Source organism: Streptomyces nigrescens (assembly GCF_027626975.1).
In the GTDB taxonomy this organism is placed as follows: Bacteria; Actinomycetota; Actinomycetes; order Streptomycetales; family Streptomycetaceae; genus Streptomyces; species Streptomyces nigrescens.
The window spans coordinates 7,352,260-7,366,150 of the sequence record NZ_CP114203.1 but is presented as its reverse complement, the minus strand read 5'-3'; the positions used below and the strand labels follow the sequence as shown (position 1 = coordinate 7,366,150).

Annotated in this window: 12 protein-coding genes; 6 read left to right on the top strand and 6 right to left on the bottom strand. The window is 71.8% G+C overall.

Annotation, left to right across the window (positions count from 1 at the left end; genetic code table 11):
• Window positions 1-74: 74 nt before the first annotated feature.
• A complete protein-coding gene (locus STRNI_RS32600) occupies window positions 75-2,900 on the bottom strand; it encodes a penicillin acylase family protein (protein ID WP_277412517.1) in 2,826 nt (941 codons plus the stop codon).
• A gap of 240 nt (window positions 2,901-3,140) precedes the next feature.
• On the opposite strand from STRNI_RS32600, the gene STRNI_RS32595 reads away from it, so the two are divergent.
• The 4 genes from STRNI_RS32595 (at window position 3,141) to STRNI_RS32585 (ending at window position 7,064) form a co-directional block, all read left to right on the top strand.
• A complete protein-coding gene (locus STRNI_RS32595) occupies window positions 3,141-3,755 on the top strand; it encodes a hypothetical protein (protein WP_093647903.1) in 615 nt (204 codons plus the stop codon).
• 285 nt (window positions 3,756-4,040) lie between these two features.
• The gene (locus STRNI_RS32590) at window positions 4,041-5,420 is read left to right on the top strand and encodes an OFA family MFS transporter (RefSeq protein ID WP_148589328.1); all 1,380 of its coding nucleotides are present in this window, start codon (window positions 4,041-4,043) and stop codon (window positions 5,418-5,420) included.
• Window positions 5,417-5,530 carry an MFS transporter small subunit gene (locus STRNI_RS41705; protein ID WP_018087852.1) on the top strand — a complete coding sequence of 38 codons (114 nt, stop codon included), beginning with the start codon at window positions 5,417-5,419 and terminating at the stop codon, window positions 5,528-5,530. The genes STRNI_RS32590 and STRNI_RS41705 overlap by 4 nt, the downstream gene beginning before the upstream one ends.
• Window positions 5,531-5,624: 94 nt before the next feature.
• Window positions 5,625-7,064 carry an amidase gene (locus tag STRNI_RS32585; protein ID WP_277412516.1) on the top strand — a complete coding sequence of 480 codons (1,440 nt, stop codon included), beginning with the start codon at window positions 5,625-5,627 and terminating at the stop codon, window positions 7,062-7,064.
• A 52-nt stretch (window positions 7,065-7,116) separates the two neighbouring features.
• Here the strand turns inward: STRNI_RS32585 and soxR are convergent, their stop codons facing one another.
• Window positions 7,117-7,728 carry a redox-sensitive transcriptional activator SoxR gene (soxR, locus tag STRNI_RS32580; RefSeq protein ID WP_277412515.1) on the bottom strand — a complete coding sequence of 204 codons (612 nt, stop codon included), beginning with the start codon at window positions 7,726-7,728 and terminating at the stop codon, window positions 7,117-7,119.
• A gap of 127 nt (window positions 7,729-7,855) precedes the next feature.
• Here soxR and STRNI_RS32575 point away from each other — a divergent pair, with 127 nt between their 5' ends.
• On the top strand, window positions 7,856-8,317 hold the full coding sequence (locus tag STRNI_RS32575; protein WP_026169316.1) for a MaoC family dehydratase: 462 nt from the start codon (window positions 7,856-7,858) through the stop codon (window positions 8,315-8,317).
• A gap of 35 nt (window positions 8,318-8,352) precedes the next feature.
• On the opposite strand, the gene STRNI_RS32570 is transcribed toward STRNI_RS32575, so the two are convergent.
• Together STRNI_RS32570 and STRNI_RS32565 are read right to left on the bottom strand one after the other, a co-directional pair.
• Window positions 8,353-8,985: a TetR/AcrR family transcriptional regulator gene (locus tag STRNI_RS32570; protein ID WP_277412514.1), complete on the bottom strand. Its 633-nt coding sequence runs from the start codon at window positions 8,983-8,985 to the stop codon at window positions 8,353-8,355.
• A gap of 215 nt (window positions 8,986-9,200) precedes the next feature.
• A complete protein-coding gene (locus STRNI_RS32565) occupies window positions 9,201-10,352 on the bottom strand; it encodes an acyl-CoA dehydrogenase family protein (protein WP_148589327.1) in 1,152 nt (383 codons plus the stop codon).
• A gap of 98 nt (window positions 10,353-10,450) precedes the next feature.
• On the opposite strand from STRNI_RS32565, the gene STRNI_RS32560 reads away from it, so the two are divergent.
• Entirely contained in the window at window positions 10,451-11,098 is a 648-nt protein-coding gene (locus STRNI_RS32560) for a TetR/AcrR family transcriptional regulator (protein ID WP_148589326.1), read from the top strand.
• A gap of 117 nt (window positions 11,099-11,215) precedes the next feature.
• On the opposite strand, the gene STRNI_RS32555 is transcribed toward STRNI_RS32560, so the two are convergent.
• Both STRNI_RS32555 and STRNI_RS32550 read right to left on the bottom strand, forming a co-directional pair.
• Complete coding sequence (locus STRNI_RS32555) at window positions 11,216-12,595, bottom strand: MFS transporter (protein WP_277412513.1); 1,380 nt, start codon at window positions 12,593-12,595, stop codon at window positions 11,216-11,218.
• A 162-nt stretch (window positions 12,596-12,757) separates the two neighbouring features.
• Window positions 12,758-13,840, bottom strand: a complete 1,083-nt coding sequence (locus STRNI_RS32550; RefSeq protein WP_159490103.1) for a zinc-binding dehydrogenase — start codon at window positions 13,838-13,840, stop codon at window positions 12,758-12,760.
• Window positions 13,841-13,891 lie beyond the last annotated feature (51 nt).

Genomic DNA, 13,891 nt, shown 5'->3' with positions numbered 1-13,891 from the left:
GCTCGGGCACCGGGCGGGCGCGCACGAAGGCCCCGGGGCCGGCCGCCCCGGGGCCTTCGTGTGGCGCCTTCCGTCTAGCGGTGGGCCGGGAACTCCACGACCTGCTGATAGGTCGGCCGGTTCTGCCAGCTGATGGTGGCGTGGGTCAGACCGCCCACCGTGCGGTGGATGATCGCGTCCGCGCACCACTGGTCGCCGGCCTTGCAGCTGTCATCGCCGGGGTAGACCTGCTCGGCCGTCTTTCCGCTCGCCTGCTGGAGCGTGGTCAGCAGGGTGTCGCGGCAGGCGGACAGCTCACCGTTGCCGCAGTACTGCCAGCTGAGCGGGCCCGCCACCTTGTCGCCGAGCACCGCCCGCAGGTCCTTGTCCGCGTAGCTCCACCAGCCGTACTGGAAGGCCGATCCGGCGTGCGCCCCGGTCGGGCCGTGGCCGGCCGACGGTGATTCGTCGATGCCGAGGTTGGCGCGCAGCGCGTCGTAGAGGTCGCCGCCGAGGCCCGGCTTGAAGACGGCCTCCGTCATCAGCGGCCACCAGGCGTCCATGAGGCGTACCGCGTCGGGGTGGGTGTAGGTGTGCGAGCCCGCGGCGGTCTCCCGGCGCTGGGCACCGTCCTTGCGCCAGGCCTCCAGCTGCTGCACCGCCGTCTTCAGCTTCGGGTCGGTGACCGGCTTGCTGTTCACCACCCGCAGGAGTTCGGGCAGCACGTCCTCACCGCGCAGATCGGTGACCGCGGCCTCGGACATGGCGCGGGTCAGCGACGCCCGGGTCACCCCGCCGTCCTTCGTCAGCGCCCGCACCCGGTCGTCCAGCAGATTGCCGCGGTGCACCGAGCCGTTGCCGTAGCCCGCCGAGTCGTAGTCCTTGGCCTGCTTGTTGTTCCAGGAGATGTAGTAGTCCTGGTTGACGGACTGCGGGTGCTGGGCGGACGGGGTGTACTCGGTGGTGTTGGTCTCGGGGTCGTAGTCCTTCCACTCGTAGGCGTCGTCTGCCTTGACGGGCAGGGACGGATCGACGTCGGGGTTGCGGACCGGGTTGAGGCCGCTGTTGTAGTACGCGATGTCGCGGGAGTCGGCGTAGAACCAGTTGAAGGCGTAGCCGATGTGCTCGGCTGCCTTCTGGAAGCTCTTGGCGTCCCGCACGTAGGACGGGTCGTTGAACATCTGGAAGCCGATGATCGAGTCGGCCTCGTGGCGGTAGGTGGACCGCTGTGCGGTGTAGGCGACGGGCTTGCCGTCGAGGGTCGCGCGGTGGGTGACGGTCCCGTACTTGGTCCGGAAGACCTGCATCCGGTAGGAGCCGGCCTCCGTCGGGTCGGCGATGGTGGGCTTCCAGGAGTTGGTGCGCTCCAGCTTCTCCATGGGGACGCACGCGCCGCGGTAGCGGTAGGAGGTGGAGTCCTTGGTGGGCGTCGAGCCGTCCGCGTTGCACAGCTCGACCGCGAAGGTGTCGGTGATGTCCTGGCCGGCGGAGGTGGCGCTCCAGGAGTAGTCCTGGCCGCGGCCCAGCTGGACGTACATCCCGACGCCCGCGAACGAGGCGCCGCGGGCGCTGATGCCGGGTCCCTGGATCTCCTGGAGCATCAGCAGCTGGGGCGCGAAGTAGCCGGTCTGCGGGCCGAAGACGGCGACGGGGTGGCCGCTCGCGGTGTGCTTGCCGGACACCAGCAGGGCGTTGGACATCCCGCGGTGCTGGGTGGGGTCGAAGCTCCCCTTGGGCAGCACCCCGTCCTTGAAGAGGCCCTCCAGCTTCTTGTACTTCTTGGGGGCCTTGACCGGATCGCGGGGCGGCGTCCCGCTCTTGACGGTGGCCGCGCCGGTGCGGTCGAAGACCAGGGGCTCGGGGGTGACCGAACCGCGGTCCGGCAGCGCCACGCCCTTGGCCTTGGCGGGCTTCACCGCGTACGGGAAGCTGCTGCCGTCGTGCAGGGTCTTGGCGGCCTCGGGGTCGTCGCGCTCCCGGAAGGACTCCCAGACCTCGGTGCCCTTCTCGACGCCGTACTTCTGCTGGGCGGAGAGCAGCGCCAGGGCCGAGGGGACCTCACCGCCCCCGCCGTTGCCGAAGAGCCCGCCGACGACCGAGGCCAGGGCTATCAGGTCGGTGAGCTTGAAGGGCTTGATCTCACCGGCGTTGGTGATCGCGTCGACATGGCCGGTGAGCACGTACTCGCCGGGGAAGTAGCGGCCGTTCTTGGACTGTTCGCGGTAGGCGTTGATCCCGTCGACATACGCCTGGGCGTCCTGCATCGCCAGTTTCCCGCGCTCGCCGTTGGTGTCCCGGATGCGCTCGACCTGGGCCTGCAGATCGTCCTCGGTGTACGGCGCCTGCGGCCAGAACTGCTGCTCCAGGCCCTGGTTGGCGAGCGCGCCGCCGGCGAAGGAGGTCAGTTCGCCGCGGCCGATGTGGCGGAAGAGGTCCATCAGCCAGAGCCGGTCCTGGCCCGCGGCGTAGCCGGCGCCGAATTCGGTGCCGTAGCGGGTGGTGCCCTTGATGTGCGGGACACCGGTCTTCTTGTCGCGGGTGATGGTCACATCGTTGCGGGGCGTGGTGACCTTGCCGGCCTGGTCCGCGGGGACGCCGAAGGAGGCGTCGTTGAAGAAGCTGCCGAGGGTGTCGTCGGTGAGCGACTGATAGCCGCTCGCCAGCGCGCCGTACGGGGCGAGTTGGTCGGTGGAGTGCTCGGGGTGGGTGCCGAACAGCTTGTTGCCGAGGATCTCCACCAGGGTGGCGTTGCCGGTGGCGCCGGGCGGCAGGATGTCGCCGCACTGGCCCTGGCAGTAGTCGTTGGCGTCCTGCGGTGCGGCGGCCGCGGCCGCGGTGGGGGGCGGTGCCAAGAGCGTGGCACCCAAGGCGAACAGGGCGGCCGCGGCGGCGGTCCTGAGCCTTCCGGTACGTCGTCGCATTCCTGCTCCTCGATGGGGGTCCCCTTGAGGGAGGCCGGGCGGGACGTTACCGGCGGTTATCCCTGACCGGAAGATGAACAACAGTCAACTTTTGCTCTTCCCTGGGGAGATCGGGCCGCGGACGCCAGGACGCCGCGGAACACTGCCAGAAAAACCGCACGAAAGTTCGATGGATCCAGGTGGTGATCGGCTACGTCCCATCGCTGTCCAGTCGGGTCCTCCCCACGGAGGTGGGATGAAATGGCCGGTTTCAGAGCCCTCGCAGAACAGGTCCGCAATCCACGACTCGTCGCGACACAGCGACGCACCGCCCTGCGCAAGTGCCTTGAACGCTTCGCCCCTTACGGGCATCGGGCGACCTGGCACCATCTGTGCACCCGGGCCGGTATCGCGACCCAGGACCGCGATCCCGATCCGGAGCGGCTGGTGGCCGCGCTCACCGAGCTGGAAGAGGCCCGTTCTCTCTGGCTCGCGTACGAGGAGGAGTTCGCCGCCCGGCGCCGCAAGGAGAAGCACGACGGCATCCGGCAGCCCGGCGCCCTCGACGAATGGCACCGCCGGACCTGGGGCGGCTGCGACATCGTGCCGTGCGAGTCCCCGCAACGGCACCCCGCGGCCCGTCTCGCGGTGGTCCTGCGCCGCATGATCGTGGCGATGGAGACGGGGCGGCCGCGCCGCGACTGCCCGGTGTGCGCCGGCACCCGCTTCGCCTGGCTGCCGGAGTCCGCCGACTCCCCGGCGACCGGGCCGGCCTGCCTGCAGTGCGGGGTGCTGGCCCCGGTGTCCGTGCTGACCCCTGAGGCACTGACCGCCGCGGGACGGGTCCACGGGGCGGGGGCGTTCGCGGCCGCCTGACCGGCGCCGAACGACGACCGGGCGCCTCCAAGAGCCGAAGGGGGCGCCCGGGGCCCGGGGCATTGTCAGACCCCGCTGCCATCATCGGGTACATGCGCCAGTTCCGTCGCAACGATGCCCGGACGGCGGCCGGTTCCGGGATGGTACGGAGGCCACCGGCCGCGCTCACCGATGCCCGCGCGGCAGACAGCGACGGCGCCCCTCCCCGCCCAACTGATGGCCGCTGCAACGGCTTTGGCCAAGAGGCCTTCCCGGACCGGCCCCTTGCGGGATACGTTCCGCCTCATGCTCGCGCTCGCCCGCTCCCGCAGCGTCGCCCCTCCGGGATGGAGCCGCTGGCTCGTCCCGCCCGCCGCCCTGTCCATCCATCTCGCCATCGGACAGGCCTATGCCTGGAGCGTGTTCAAACCGCCCCTGGAGTCCTCCCTCCAGCTGTCCGGGACGGCCTCCGCGCTCCCCTTCCAGCTGGCCATCGTGATGCTGGGGCTGTCCGCCGCGTTCGGGGGCACGCTCGTCGAACGCAACGGCCCGCGCTGGGCGATGTGCGTCTCGGCGGTCTGCTTCTCCGCCGGCTTCCTGGTCGCCGCCCTCGGCGCGGCCACCGGCCGCTACCCCCTCATCGTCCTCGGTTACGGCTTCCTCGGCGGCATCGGCCTGGGCATCGGCTACATCTCCCCGGTCTCCACCCTCATCAAGTGGTTCCCCGACCGGCCCGGTATGGCCACCGGTATCGCCATCATGGGCTTCGGCGGGGGCGCGCTGATCGCCTCGCCCTGGTCGGCCCAGCTCCTCGCCGGCCTCGGCTCGGACACCTCCGGTATCGCCGGAACCTTCCTGGTCATGGGCCTGTCCTATGGCGTCTTCATGACCCTCGGCGTGCTGCTGGTGCGGGTCCCGGCCGACGACTGGCGGCCGCCCGCCGGCCCGGCCCCCGGCACCCCGGCGGCCCGTGCGCTCGTCACCACCGCCCAGGTCTCCGCCCGCAGCGCGCTGCGCACCCCGCAGTTCTGGTGCCTGTGGGTCATCCTCTGCATGAATGTCACGGCGGGCATCGGCATCCTGGAGAAGGCCGCCCCGATGATCTCCGACTTCTTCGCACACACCGCGGCACCGGTGAGCGCCTCGGCGGCGGCCGGCTTCGTCGGCATGCTCTCGCTGGCCAACATGCTCGGCCGGATCGTCTGGTCCTCGGCCTCCGACCTGGTGGGCCGCAAGAACATCTACCGTCTCTACCTCGGCGTCGGCGCCCTGATGTATCTGCTGATCGCGCTGGCCGGCGACTCCTCCAAGCCACTGTTCATCGCCTGCGCGGTGGTGATCCTCTCCTTCTACGGCGGCGGATTCGCCACCGTCCCGGCGTACTTGACCGACCTGTTCGGCACCTACCAGGTCGGCGCGATCCACGGCCGGCTGCTGACGGCCTGGTCCACGGCGGGCATCCTCGGCCCGCTGATCGTCAATGCCGTGGCGGACGCGCGGAAGTCCGCCGGCCGCAGCGGCCCGGAGCTCTACACCACCTCGTTCTTCATCATGATCGGCCTGCTGGCCGTGGGCTTCGCCGCCAACGAACTGATCCGCCCCGTGCACCCCCGCCACCATGAACCGCCCGCGCCCGGCGCGCGGTCCGCGGCCGGCACCGCCACCCCGAAGGGAGCCGAGCAGTGACCACCCGCCGCGCCCTGCTTCTCGTCCTCGTCTGGCTGTGGGTGGGCATTCCGTTCCTCTACGGCCTTTACGAACTGTCCCTCAAACTGAAACAACTGTTCACGGGCTGACCACCCCCACCGGCATCGCGCCCGGCGGACGTCGGCCCTCCTGCCCGTACGGCACCAGGGCCGCGCGGGCGCCCGTAGGAGAGGGTGGACGTCCATGGCCGAACTGCACGATCTGACCGCGCTAGAACAGGCCCAGGGAATCCGGTCCGGGGAGCTCTCCCCCGTGGAGATCACCGAGCACTTCCTCGCGCGGATCGAGCGGCTCGACGACACACTCGGCGCCTTCCTCACCCGCACCCCCGACCTCGCCCGCAAACAGGCCTCGGACGCGGAGAGCGAGGCCACCGCGGCCCGCCGCGAGGGCCGTGAACTCCCGCCGCTGCACGGCGTCCCCGTCCCGGTGAAGGACCTCAACCAGGTCGCGGGGGTGCGCTGCACGATGGGTTCCCGGGCGCTGGCCGAGCATGTGCCGACCGTCGACGACCATGTGGTCGGCAAGCTGCGGGCGGGCGGCACGATTCTGCTCGGCAAGACCAACACCCCCGAATTCGGGCTGCCCTGCTACACCGAGAACGGCCTCGCACCGCCCGCCCGCACCCCGTGGGACCTGGCGCGCTCGGCGGGCGGCTCCAGCGGCGGGGCCGCCGCGGCCGTGGCGGCCGGTCTGGCGCCCGTCGCGCACGCCAGCGACGGCGGCGGCTCGATCCGGATACCGGCCTCGGTCTGCGGGCTCTTCGGCATCAAGCCCAGCCGCGGCCGGATCAGCAGCGGCCCGCTGCTGCACGACGTCTCGGGCCTGGCCACCTCGGGCCCGCTGGCCCGTACGGTCGCCGACGCGGCCACCCTGCTGGACGTCCTGGCGGGGCCGATGCCCGGCGACCCGTTCACGGCGCCGTCGCTGCCGCCCGGGGAGACCTTCGCCGCCCACGCCCTCCGCGACCCGGGGCGGCTGCGGATCGCCTGCCTCACCGAGGCGCCCGTCCCCGGCATCGAGGTCCACCCCGACTGCCGTACCGCCACCACCGAGACCGCCGCCCTGCTGACCGGACTCGGCCATGAGGTCGAGGAGTTGTCGCTGCCCTCCGACGACAGCATCCTGCTCGCCTTCACCCGCGTCTGGTCGGTGCTGGCCGCGAGCCGCCCCGTGCCGCCGGAGGGCGAGGAGCTGCTGATGCCGCTCACCCGCTATCTGCGCGAGCGCGGCGCCGAGGTCTCCGGTACGGACTTCACCCGCTCGATGTATGCGTTCCGGATGCTCGCCCAGTCCCTGGCGGACGGTCTGATGCCGCCGGGCGGCTACGACGTGATCCTCTCCCCGACCCTGGCCGCGCCGCCGGCCGAGGTCGGCGCGCTGCGCGATGACGCCGACCCCCAGGCCGAGTTCGCCGCCCTCGGCGCGTTCACCCCGTTCACCGCGCTCTACAACGCCACCGGTCAGCCCGCGGTGAACGTCCCGCTGCAGTGGAACGCCGCGGGCTTGCCGATCGGGGTGATGCTGGCCGGCCGGTACGGCGACGAGGCCACCCTGATCGCGCTGTCGGCGCAGCTGGAGCAGGCCCGCCCATGGGCGGGGCGCACCCCGTCCATGTGGTGACGGAGACCGGAGTCCGCGCGCTCGTCCCACCCCGGGGCGAGCGCGCCCGCGCTCAGCGCTCCTCCGGACAGCACCCCTGCCCGTAAGGCTCGTCCTGCACGTCCTGCGCGGCCTGCGCGGCCTTCTCGTCCGGCTGGTCCCGGAGCGCCGGTCCGGGCTGCTGCTCACCGCCGGCGCGCCGCTGTGCCCCCTCCGGGTCCCTGACGCTCCGGTCGACCCGCAGCCGCCGCGCGCCGGGCCCCTGCTCACCGAGGTTGTCGTACGGATTGGACAGCGCGCACTTCTCCAGCGAGAGGCAGCCACAGCCGATGCAGTCGGTCAACCGGTCGCGCAGCTCGACGAGTTGGCTGATCCGCTCGTCCAGCTCGGAGCGCCAGACCTCGGAGAGCCGGGCCCAGTCGGCGCGGTTGGGGGTGCGCTCGTCGGGCAGCTCCGCCAGCGCGTCGCGGATCACCGCGAGCGGAATGCCGACCCGCTGCGCCGCCCGTACGAACGCGACCCGGCGCAGTGCGTCACGGCTGTAGCGGCGCTGGTTGCCCGCCGTCCGGGTGCTGCTGATCAGCCCCTTGGACTCGTAGAAGTGCAGCGCGGACACCGCGGCGCCACTACGCGCGGAGAGCTGGCCGACGGAGAGCTCATGAACCTTGTACGGAAGCTGGGGCACGCTTCAACCCTAGAGGCAGTCCGGCCATTGACAGCGGGTGCCCGCACTCCGCATTCTGAGCAAGCGCTTAGTAAGCGTCGGCCGATGCGCGCCAACGGCGGACGGATCCCGAGGAGGCAGACAAGAGATGGCAGAGCCCCGAGTGTTTGGATCGCTCGACGAACTGCGGGCCGCGGTCGGTGAGGAGCTGGGCACCAGCGACTGGCTGGAGATCGACCAGAAGCGGATCGATCTGTTCGCGGAGGCCACCGGCGATCACCAGTGGATCCATGTGGACCAGGAGAAGGCCGCGGCAGGCCCCTTCGGCACCACCATCGCGCACGGCTATCTGACGCTGTCGCTGCTGCCCGCCCTCGTCCCGCAGCTGATGCGGGTCGACAACGTGAAGATGGGCATCAACTACGGCACCAACAAGGTGCGCTTCCCCGCCACCGTGCCGGTCGGCTCGCGGCTGCGCGCCACGGCCAGGATCGCGGATGTGACCGAGGTGTCCGGCGGCGTGCAGCTCGCCACGGTCGTCACGATCGAACGCGAGGGCGGCGACAAGCCGGTCTGCGTCGCGGAGACGGTCAGCCGCTTCTACCTGTAGCGCGGGGCACCGGGGCGGGTGCGCCCCAGGGGCCCCTAGGCGACCGGCGGCGCACCCACCATGCGCAGCACGAGGTCGGCGTAGAGGGTGCCGACCTCGTCGGGTGTGCGCGGGCCGTCCGAGGTGAACCAGCGGGCCACGTCCACACACAGCGACAGCACCGCGAGGGTGGTGCCCGGTACGTCGTCGGCCCGGAACTCCCCGCTGTCGGCGCCGTCCTGGATGACCTGTCGCAGCAACCGGTCGGTCCGGCGGCGCAGTCCGGTGATCTCGGTGTAGTGCTCGGGGCTCAGCGCCTGGAGTTCGTACTGGATGACCCGGGCGGTCGTGTGGTGCTCCGCGTGCCAGCGGGCGAAGGTGCGGACGGCGTCGCGGAGCCGCTCGGTGGCGCTGCCCCCGGCCTCGGCGGCGGCGCCCATGATGCGCAGCGCCTTCTCGTGGCCGATGCCGCTGATGCGGTAGAGCAGCTCTTCCTTGGTCTTGTAGTGGATGTAGAGGGCGGCCGGGCTCATACCGGCCCGGCCGGCGATGTCACGGGTGGTGGTGGCGTGGTAGCCGCGTTCGGCGAAGGCCTCGACGGCGGCGCTGACCAGCCGTCGCGCGGCGTCCGGGGTCACCCCGGCCCATTCCTCGTTCTCCTCTTCGGCCCGCTCCGCCGCCGCACCCATCGCGCACCCCGCTCCTCGACCCGCCAGGGACCCTCCTCTGACGGATCGAACACCATATCGCGCCGCTGAGCAAGCGCTTAGGGCTCGGCCGGTGCGGGCGGTTCCCCGCGATCGTACGGGTCAGACGTCCGGACGCCCAGGCCGGACCCACGAGCCCGGACCCACAGGCCGGACGTCCGGGCTCGCGGGTCAGGCCGGACATCCCCACATACGGGTCAGAAGGCGGAGACCCCCGTCAGCGCCCGCCCGATGACCAGCTTCTGTATCTGGCTGGTGCCCTCGTACAGGGTCATCACCCGGGCGTCCCGCAGCAGCTTGCCGACCGGGTACTCGTCGATATAGCCGTAGCCGCCGAAGACCTGGAGGGCGTTGCCGGCGGCGCGCACCGCGGCCTCGGAGGCGAAGAGCTTGGCCTTGGACGCCGCGGTGACGAACGGTTCGCCGCGGTCGATCAGATCGGCGACCCGCCAGGTCAGCAGCCGAGCGGCATCCACGTCCACGGCGATATCGCTGATCAGCTCCTGCACCAGCTGGTGCCGGGCGATGGGCTTGCCGAACTGCTCACGCTCGCCCGCGTAGCCGAGCGCGGCGTCCAGGGCGGCCTGGGCGATGCCCACACAGCCGGCCGCGACCGACATCCGGCCCTTGGCCAGCGCGGACATCGCGACCGAGAACCCCTTGCCCTCGGGGCCCAGCATCGCCGCGGCCGGAACCCGTACGCCGTCCAGGACCAGCTCCGCGGTGGCCTGGCCGCGCAGTCCCAGCTTCCCGTGGATCTCGCGGCGCTCCAGTCCGGGGCTGTCGGCGGGTACGAGGAAGGCGCTGATGCCCTGGTGGCCGGGGGCGTCGCCGGTGCGGGCGAAGAGCAGCACCACATCGGCCCAGGTCCCGTTGGTGATGAACATCTTGGCGCCGTCGATGACATAGCTGTCCCCGTCGCGGACCGCCCGGGTGGTGAGGTTCGCGGCGTCGGATCCGGTGCCCGGCTCCGTCAGACCGAAGCAGCCGACCGCCTCGCCGGAGGTGAGCCGCGGCAGCCAAGCCCGCTTCTGCTCCTCGTCGCCCCACGCGGCGACGGTCTTGGCCACCAGCCCCAGGGAGACCGAGACGATGCCGCGCACCGAGGAGTCCCCGCGGCCCAGTTCCTCAGTGACCAGGACGTACGAGAGGTGGTCGCCGCCCGAGCCGCCGTACTCCTCGGGGACGGTGAGCCCGAGGAAGCCGAGGTCGCCGAGCTTCTTCACGATGCCGCGGTCGACCTGTTCCGCGCGGTCCCAGGCGGTGGCGTACGGGGTGATCTCGCGGTCGGTGAAGTCCTTGGCGAGCTGCCGTGCCGCGGTCTGCTCCGCGCTGAGCTCCAGGTTCATCTCGGGCCCCTTGTGGACGAGAACGTGGACGAGCACATGGACAAGAACAGTTAATTAGCACTGCTAGTTTTTGGTGGGCAGCCTCTACTATGTGCGTCATGGCCCGACCCCGCAAGCCCCTTCTGAGCCGCGAGCGCATCGTCTCCACGGCGCTGGCGCTCATCGATTCCGAGGGGCTTCCGGCGCTCTCCACCCGGCGCCTGGCGGCGGAGCTGGGCGTGAGCGGGCCGTCGCTCTACAACCACTTCACGACCAAGGACGAGATCCTCGACGCGGTGGCCGACACGGTCATCGCCAAGGTCGATGTGTCGGCGTTCGAGACCGGCACGGACTGGCGCACCGGGCTGCTCGACTGGGCCCGCTCCTACCGCGCGGCGCTCGCCGCGCATCCGCACATCGTGCCGTTCCTCGCCCAGGGCCCCGGCCGCCGCCCCGCCGGCCTGAAGATGGCCGACGCGGCGTTCGGCGGAATGGTGGAGGCGGGCTGGCCGCCCGCCCAGGCCACCAGGGTCTGCGCCATGGTCCGCTACTTCGTGGCCGGCTCCGCACTGGGCTCCTTCGCCCGCGGCTTCGTCGACGACCCGAGCGCCTACGACCCCGCCGACTACCCCCACCTGGGCCAGGCGCATCTCCTCGCGGAACACCAACGCCAGGTGGACGAGGGCGCATTCGAAACCGGCCTGCGGGCCCTGGTGGACGGCCTGGCACTACAACACCCGGACCTCGTACCGCCGGAGGGCCGCTGAGGGCGGCGGGGCGCCGGAAAGCCGCGGGCGTCGCCTCTGGGCAACCGTCGCCTCTGGACAGGCATCACCTCTCGACGGACGACACCCCCTGGGCGGCCGTCACCCCCTGCGCGGCCGTCACCCCTGAACCTTCGTCGCCCCCGGCTCCGCCCCACCCCCCGGTGCGGCTGTCGTCCCGGCGCGGCGGATCAGGAGCCAGATGGACACCAGCGCGATGACGGACAGCGCCATGATGTAGCCGGACACCGCCATCGAGGTGCCGCTCGCCTCCAGCAGCAGCACCATCACGAAGGGCGCGAGTCCGCCGCCCAGGATGGCGCTGATCTGATAGCCGAGCGAGGCGCCGGTGTAGCGCATCTCGGCGGTGAACAGTTCGGCGAACAGCGCGGCCTGCGGCCCGTACATGATGCTCAGGAAGCAGCTGCAGACGAAGGTGCCGACGGCCAGCCACACCAGCGACGCCGTGTCGATGAGCAGGAACATCGGCACCGCCCAGAGCAGCAGTCCGACGGCGCCAGCGGCGTAGACCCGCAGCCGGCCGATCCGGTCGGACAGCGCCGCGGCGGCCGGAATCATGGCGAGTTGGGTGAGGCTGACCAGCAGCGAGACGGCCAGTACGGAGGTGCGCCGCATGTCCAGCTCGCGGGTGGCGTAGTCCAGGACGCCGGTGATGAGGATGTAGAAGGTGGCGGTGTTGACCGCGAACGAGCCGCCGGCCAGCAGAACCGTGCGGAGATGGTGCCGCAGGATCTCGCGCAGCGGGGAACGGCGTGCCGCGGCGGCCTGCTCGGCCGTCGCCAGCTTCTCTTCCGCGGCCCGGAACGCGGGGGTCTCCTCGACGCGGGTGTGGATGTAGCGGGCGAGGAGGAGCACCAGTACGCCGACGAGGAAGGGCAGCCGCCAGCCCCAGGTGCTGAAGGACCGCTCGTCGGTGAGCGCGCCGGCCAGCAGGAAGGCGGAGTTGGCGGTGATCACGCCGAGGGGGACGCCGAGTTGCACCAGTGAGCCGTAGAGCCCGCGTTTGCCCTCGGGGGCGTATTCGGTGGCCATCAGCATCGCACCACCCCACTGGGCGCCGACCGCGATGCCCTGCAGCAGCCGCAGGACGACCAGCAGGATCGGCGCGGCCAGCCCGATGGTGTCGTAGGAAGGGAGCAGGCCGATGGCGGTGGTGGCCAGCCCCATGACGGTCAGGGCGAGCACCAGCATGGGCTTACGGCCGTGCCGGTCCCCGAGCTGACCGGCGATCACACCGCCGACGGGACGGGCCAGAAAGCCCACCGCGAAGGTCGCGAAGGAGGCGAGCACACCGGCGGCCTCGCTGCCCGAAGGGAAGAAGGCGGGGCCGAGGACGAGTGCGGCGGCGATGCCGAAGACGAAGTAGTCGTACCACTCGACGGCGGAGGCGAGGGCCGCGGCGGTGGCGACCCTGCGGCGGCTGCGGGTGGAGGGCGGGGTGCCGGTGTTGCCGTGTGGCGCGGAGGGGGCCGTGTCCATGCGTGCACACTCCGAGGGGTGCGGGAGGGGAGGGGGGCGGCGCCGTGATGTCGGGCGACCGTACCGACCGGCCGGTACGGCGTCAACGGACCACGCAGCACGAGTTTTCGGCACCCCCCTGAATGCGGGGCCGGGGCCCTGCGCCCCGGCCCCGCCCCTCACCTAAAAGACCACCAACGCCCGCCCTCCCTTGCCCGCCAGCATGGCGTCGAAGGCGGCCGGGATGTCGGCGAGACCGATCCGGTCGGTGACCAGGGTGGAGAGGTCGAAGGCGCCGGAGCGGATGTGTCCGGCGATGAGGGGGAGGTCGCGGGCGGGGTCGGTGTTGCCGTAGACGCAGCCGGAGAGGGTGCGGCCGAAGTAGAAGAGTTCCAGGGCGGAGAAGGACACCTGCTGGTCCTGGCCGCCGATGCCGACGACCGTCGTACGGCCGCCGCGGCGGGTCGCCGACCAGGCCGTACGGATGGTGTCGGCGCGGCCCACGCACTCCACGGCGACATCGGCGCCCATGCCGCCGGTGAGCTTGCGGACGCGCTTGGCGGTGTCGTCGCCCGCCACCAGGAACTCGGTGGCGCCCGCCGAGCGGGCCAGCTCCTCCTTCTCCGGCGAGACGTCCACGGCCACGACCGTGCCGGCGCCCGCGATCCGCGCGGCCTGTAGCGTGGCCAGGCCCACCCCGCCCACGCCGAAGACCACGACCGACTCCCCCGCGCGCACCCGGGCGCTGTGGTGCACGGCGCCCCAGCCGGTGAGCACCGCGCAGCCGAGCAGGGCGGCATCGGCGAGCGGCACCCCGTCCGGCAGCGGCAGCGCGGCCCGTGCGGAGACCACGGTCTCCTCGGCGAACACGGCGGTGCCCAGGCCGGGGTAGAGCTCGGTGGCGTCGTCGGCGCGCCTGGCGTACGGGGCGTTCGCGGCGAGGCCGGAATGCGCGCACAGCCAGGGCTCGGCAAGACCGCAGAAGTGGCAGTCACCGCAGGACGGCGCCCAGTTGAGGACGACCTGGTCGCCGGGGGCCACCGTGGTCACGTCGGGGCCGACCGCGGTGACGGTGCCCGCGCCCTCGTGCCCGAGGACGGCCGGGGCGGGCTGGCGCAGGGTGCCGTTGGACAGGGAGAGATCGGAGTGGCAGACGCCGGCGGCGGCGAGCCGGATGCGGACCTGGCCGGGGCCGGGCTCGGGCAGGTCGATCTCGGTGATCTCCAGGGGGGCGTTGACGGCGGGCAGTACGGCGGCGCGGACCACAAGGACTCCTCGGTGCGCGGGGCGGCGGGCGGGACGGGCGGGCCTCGCGGC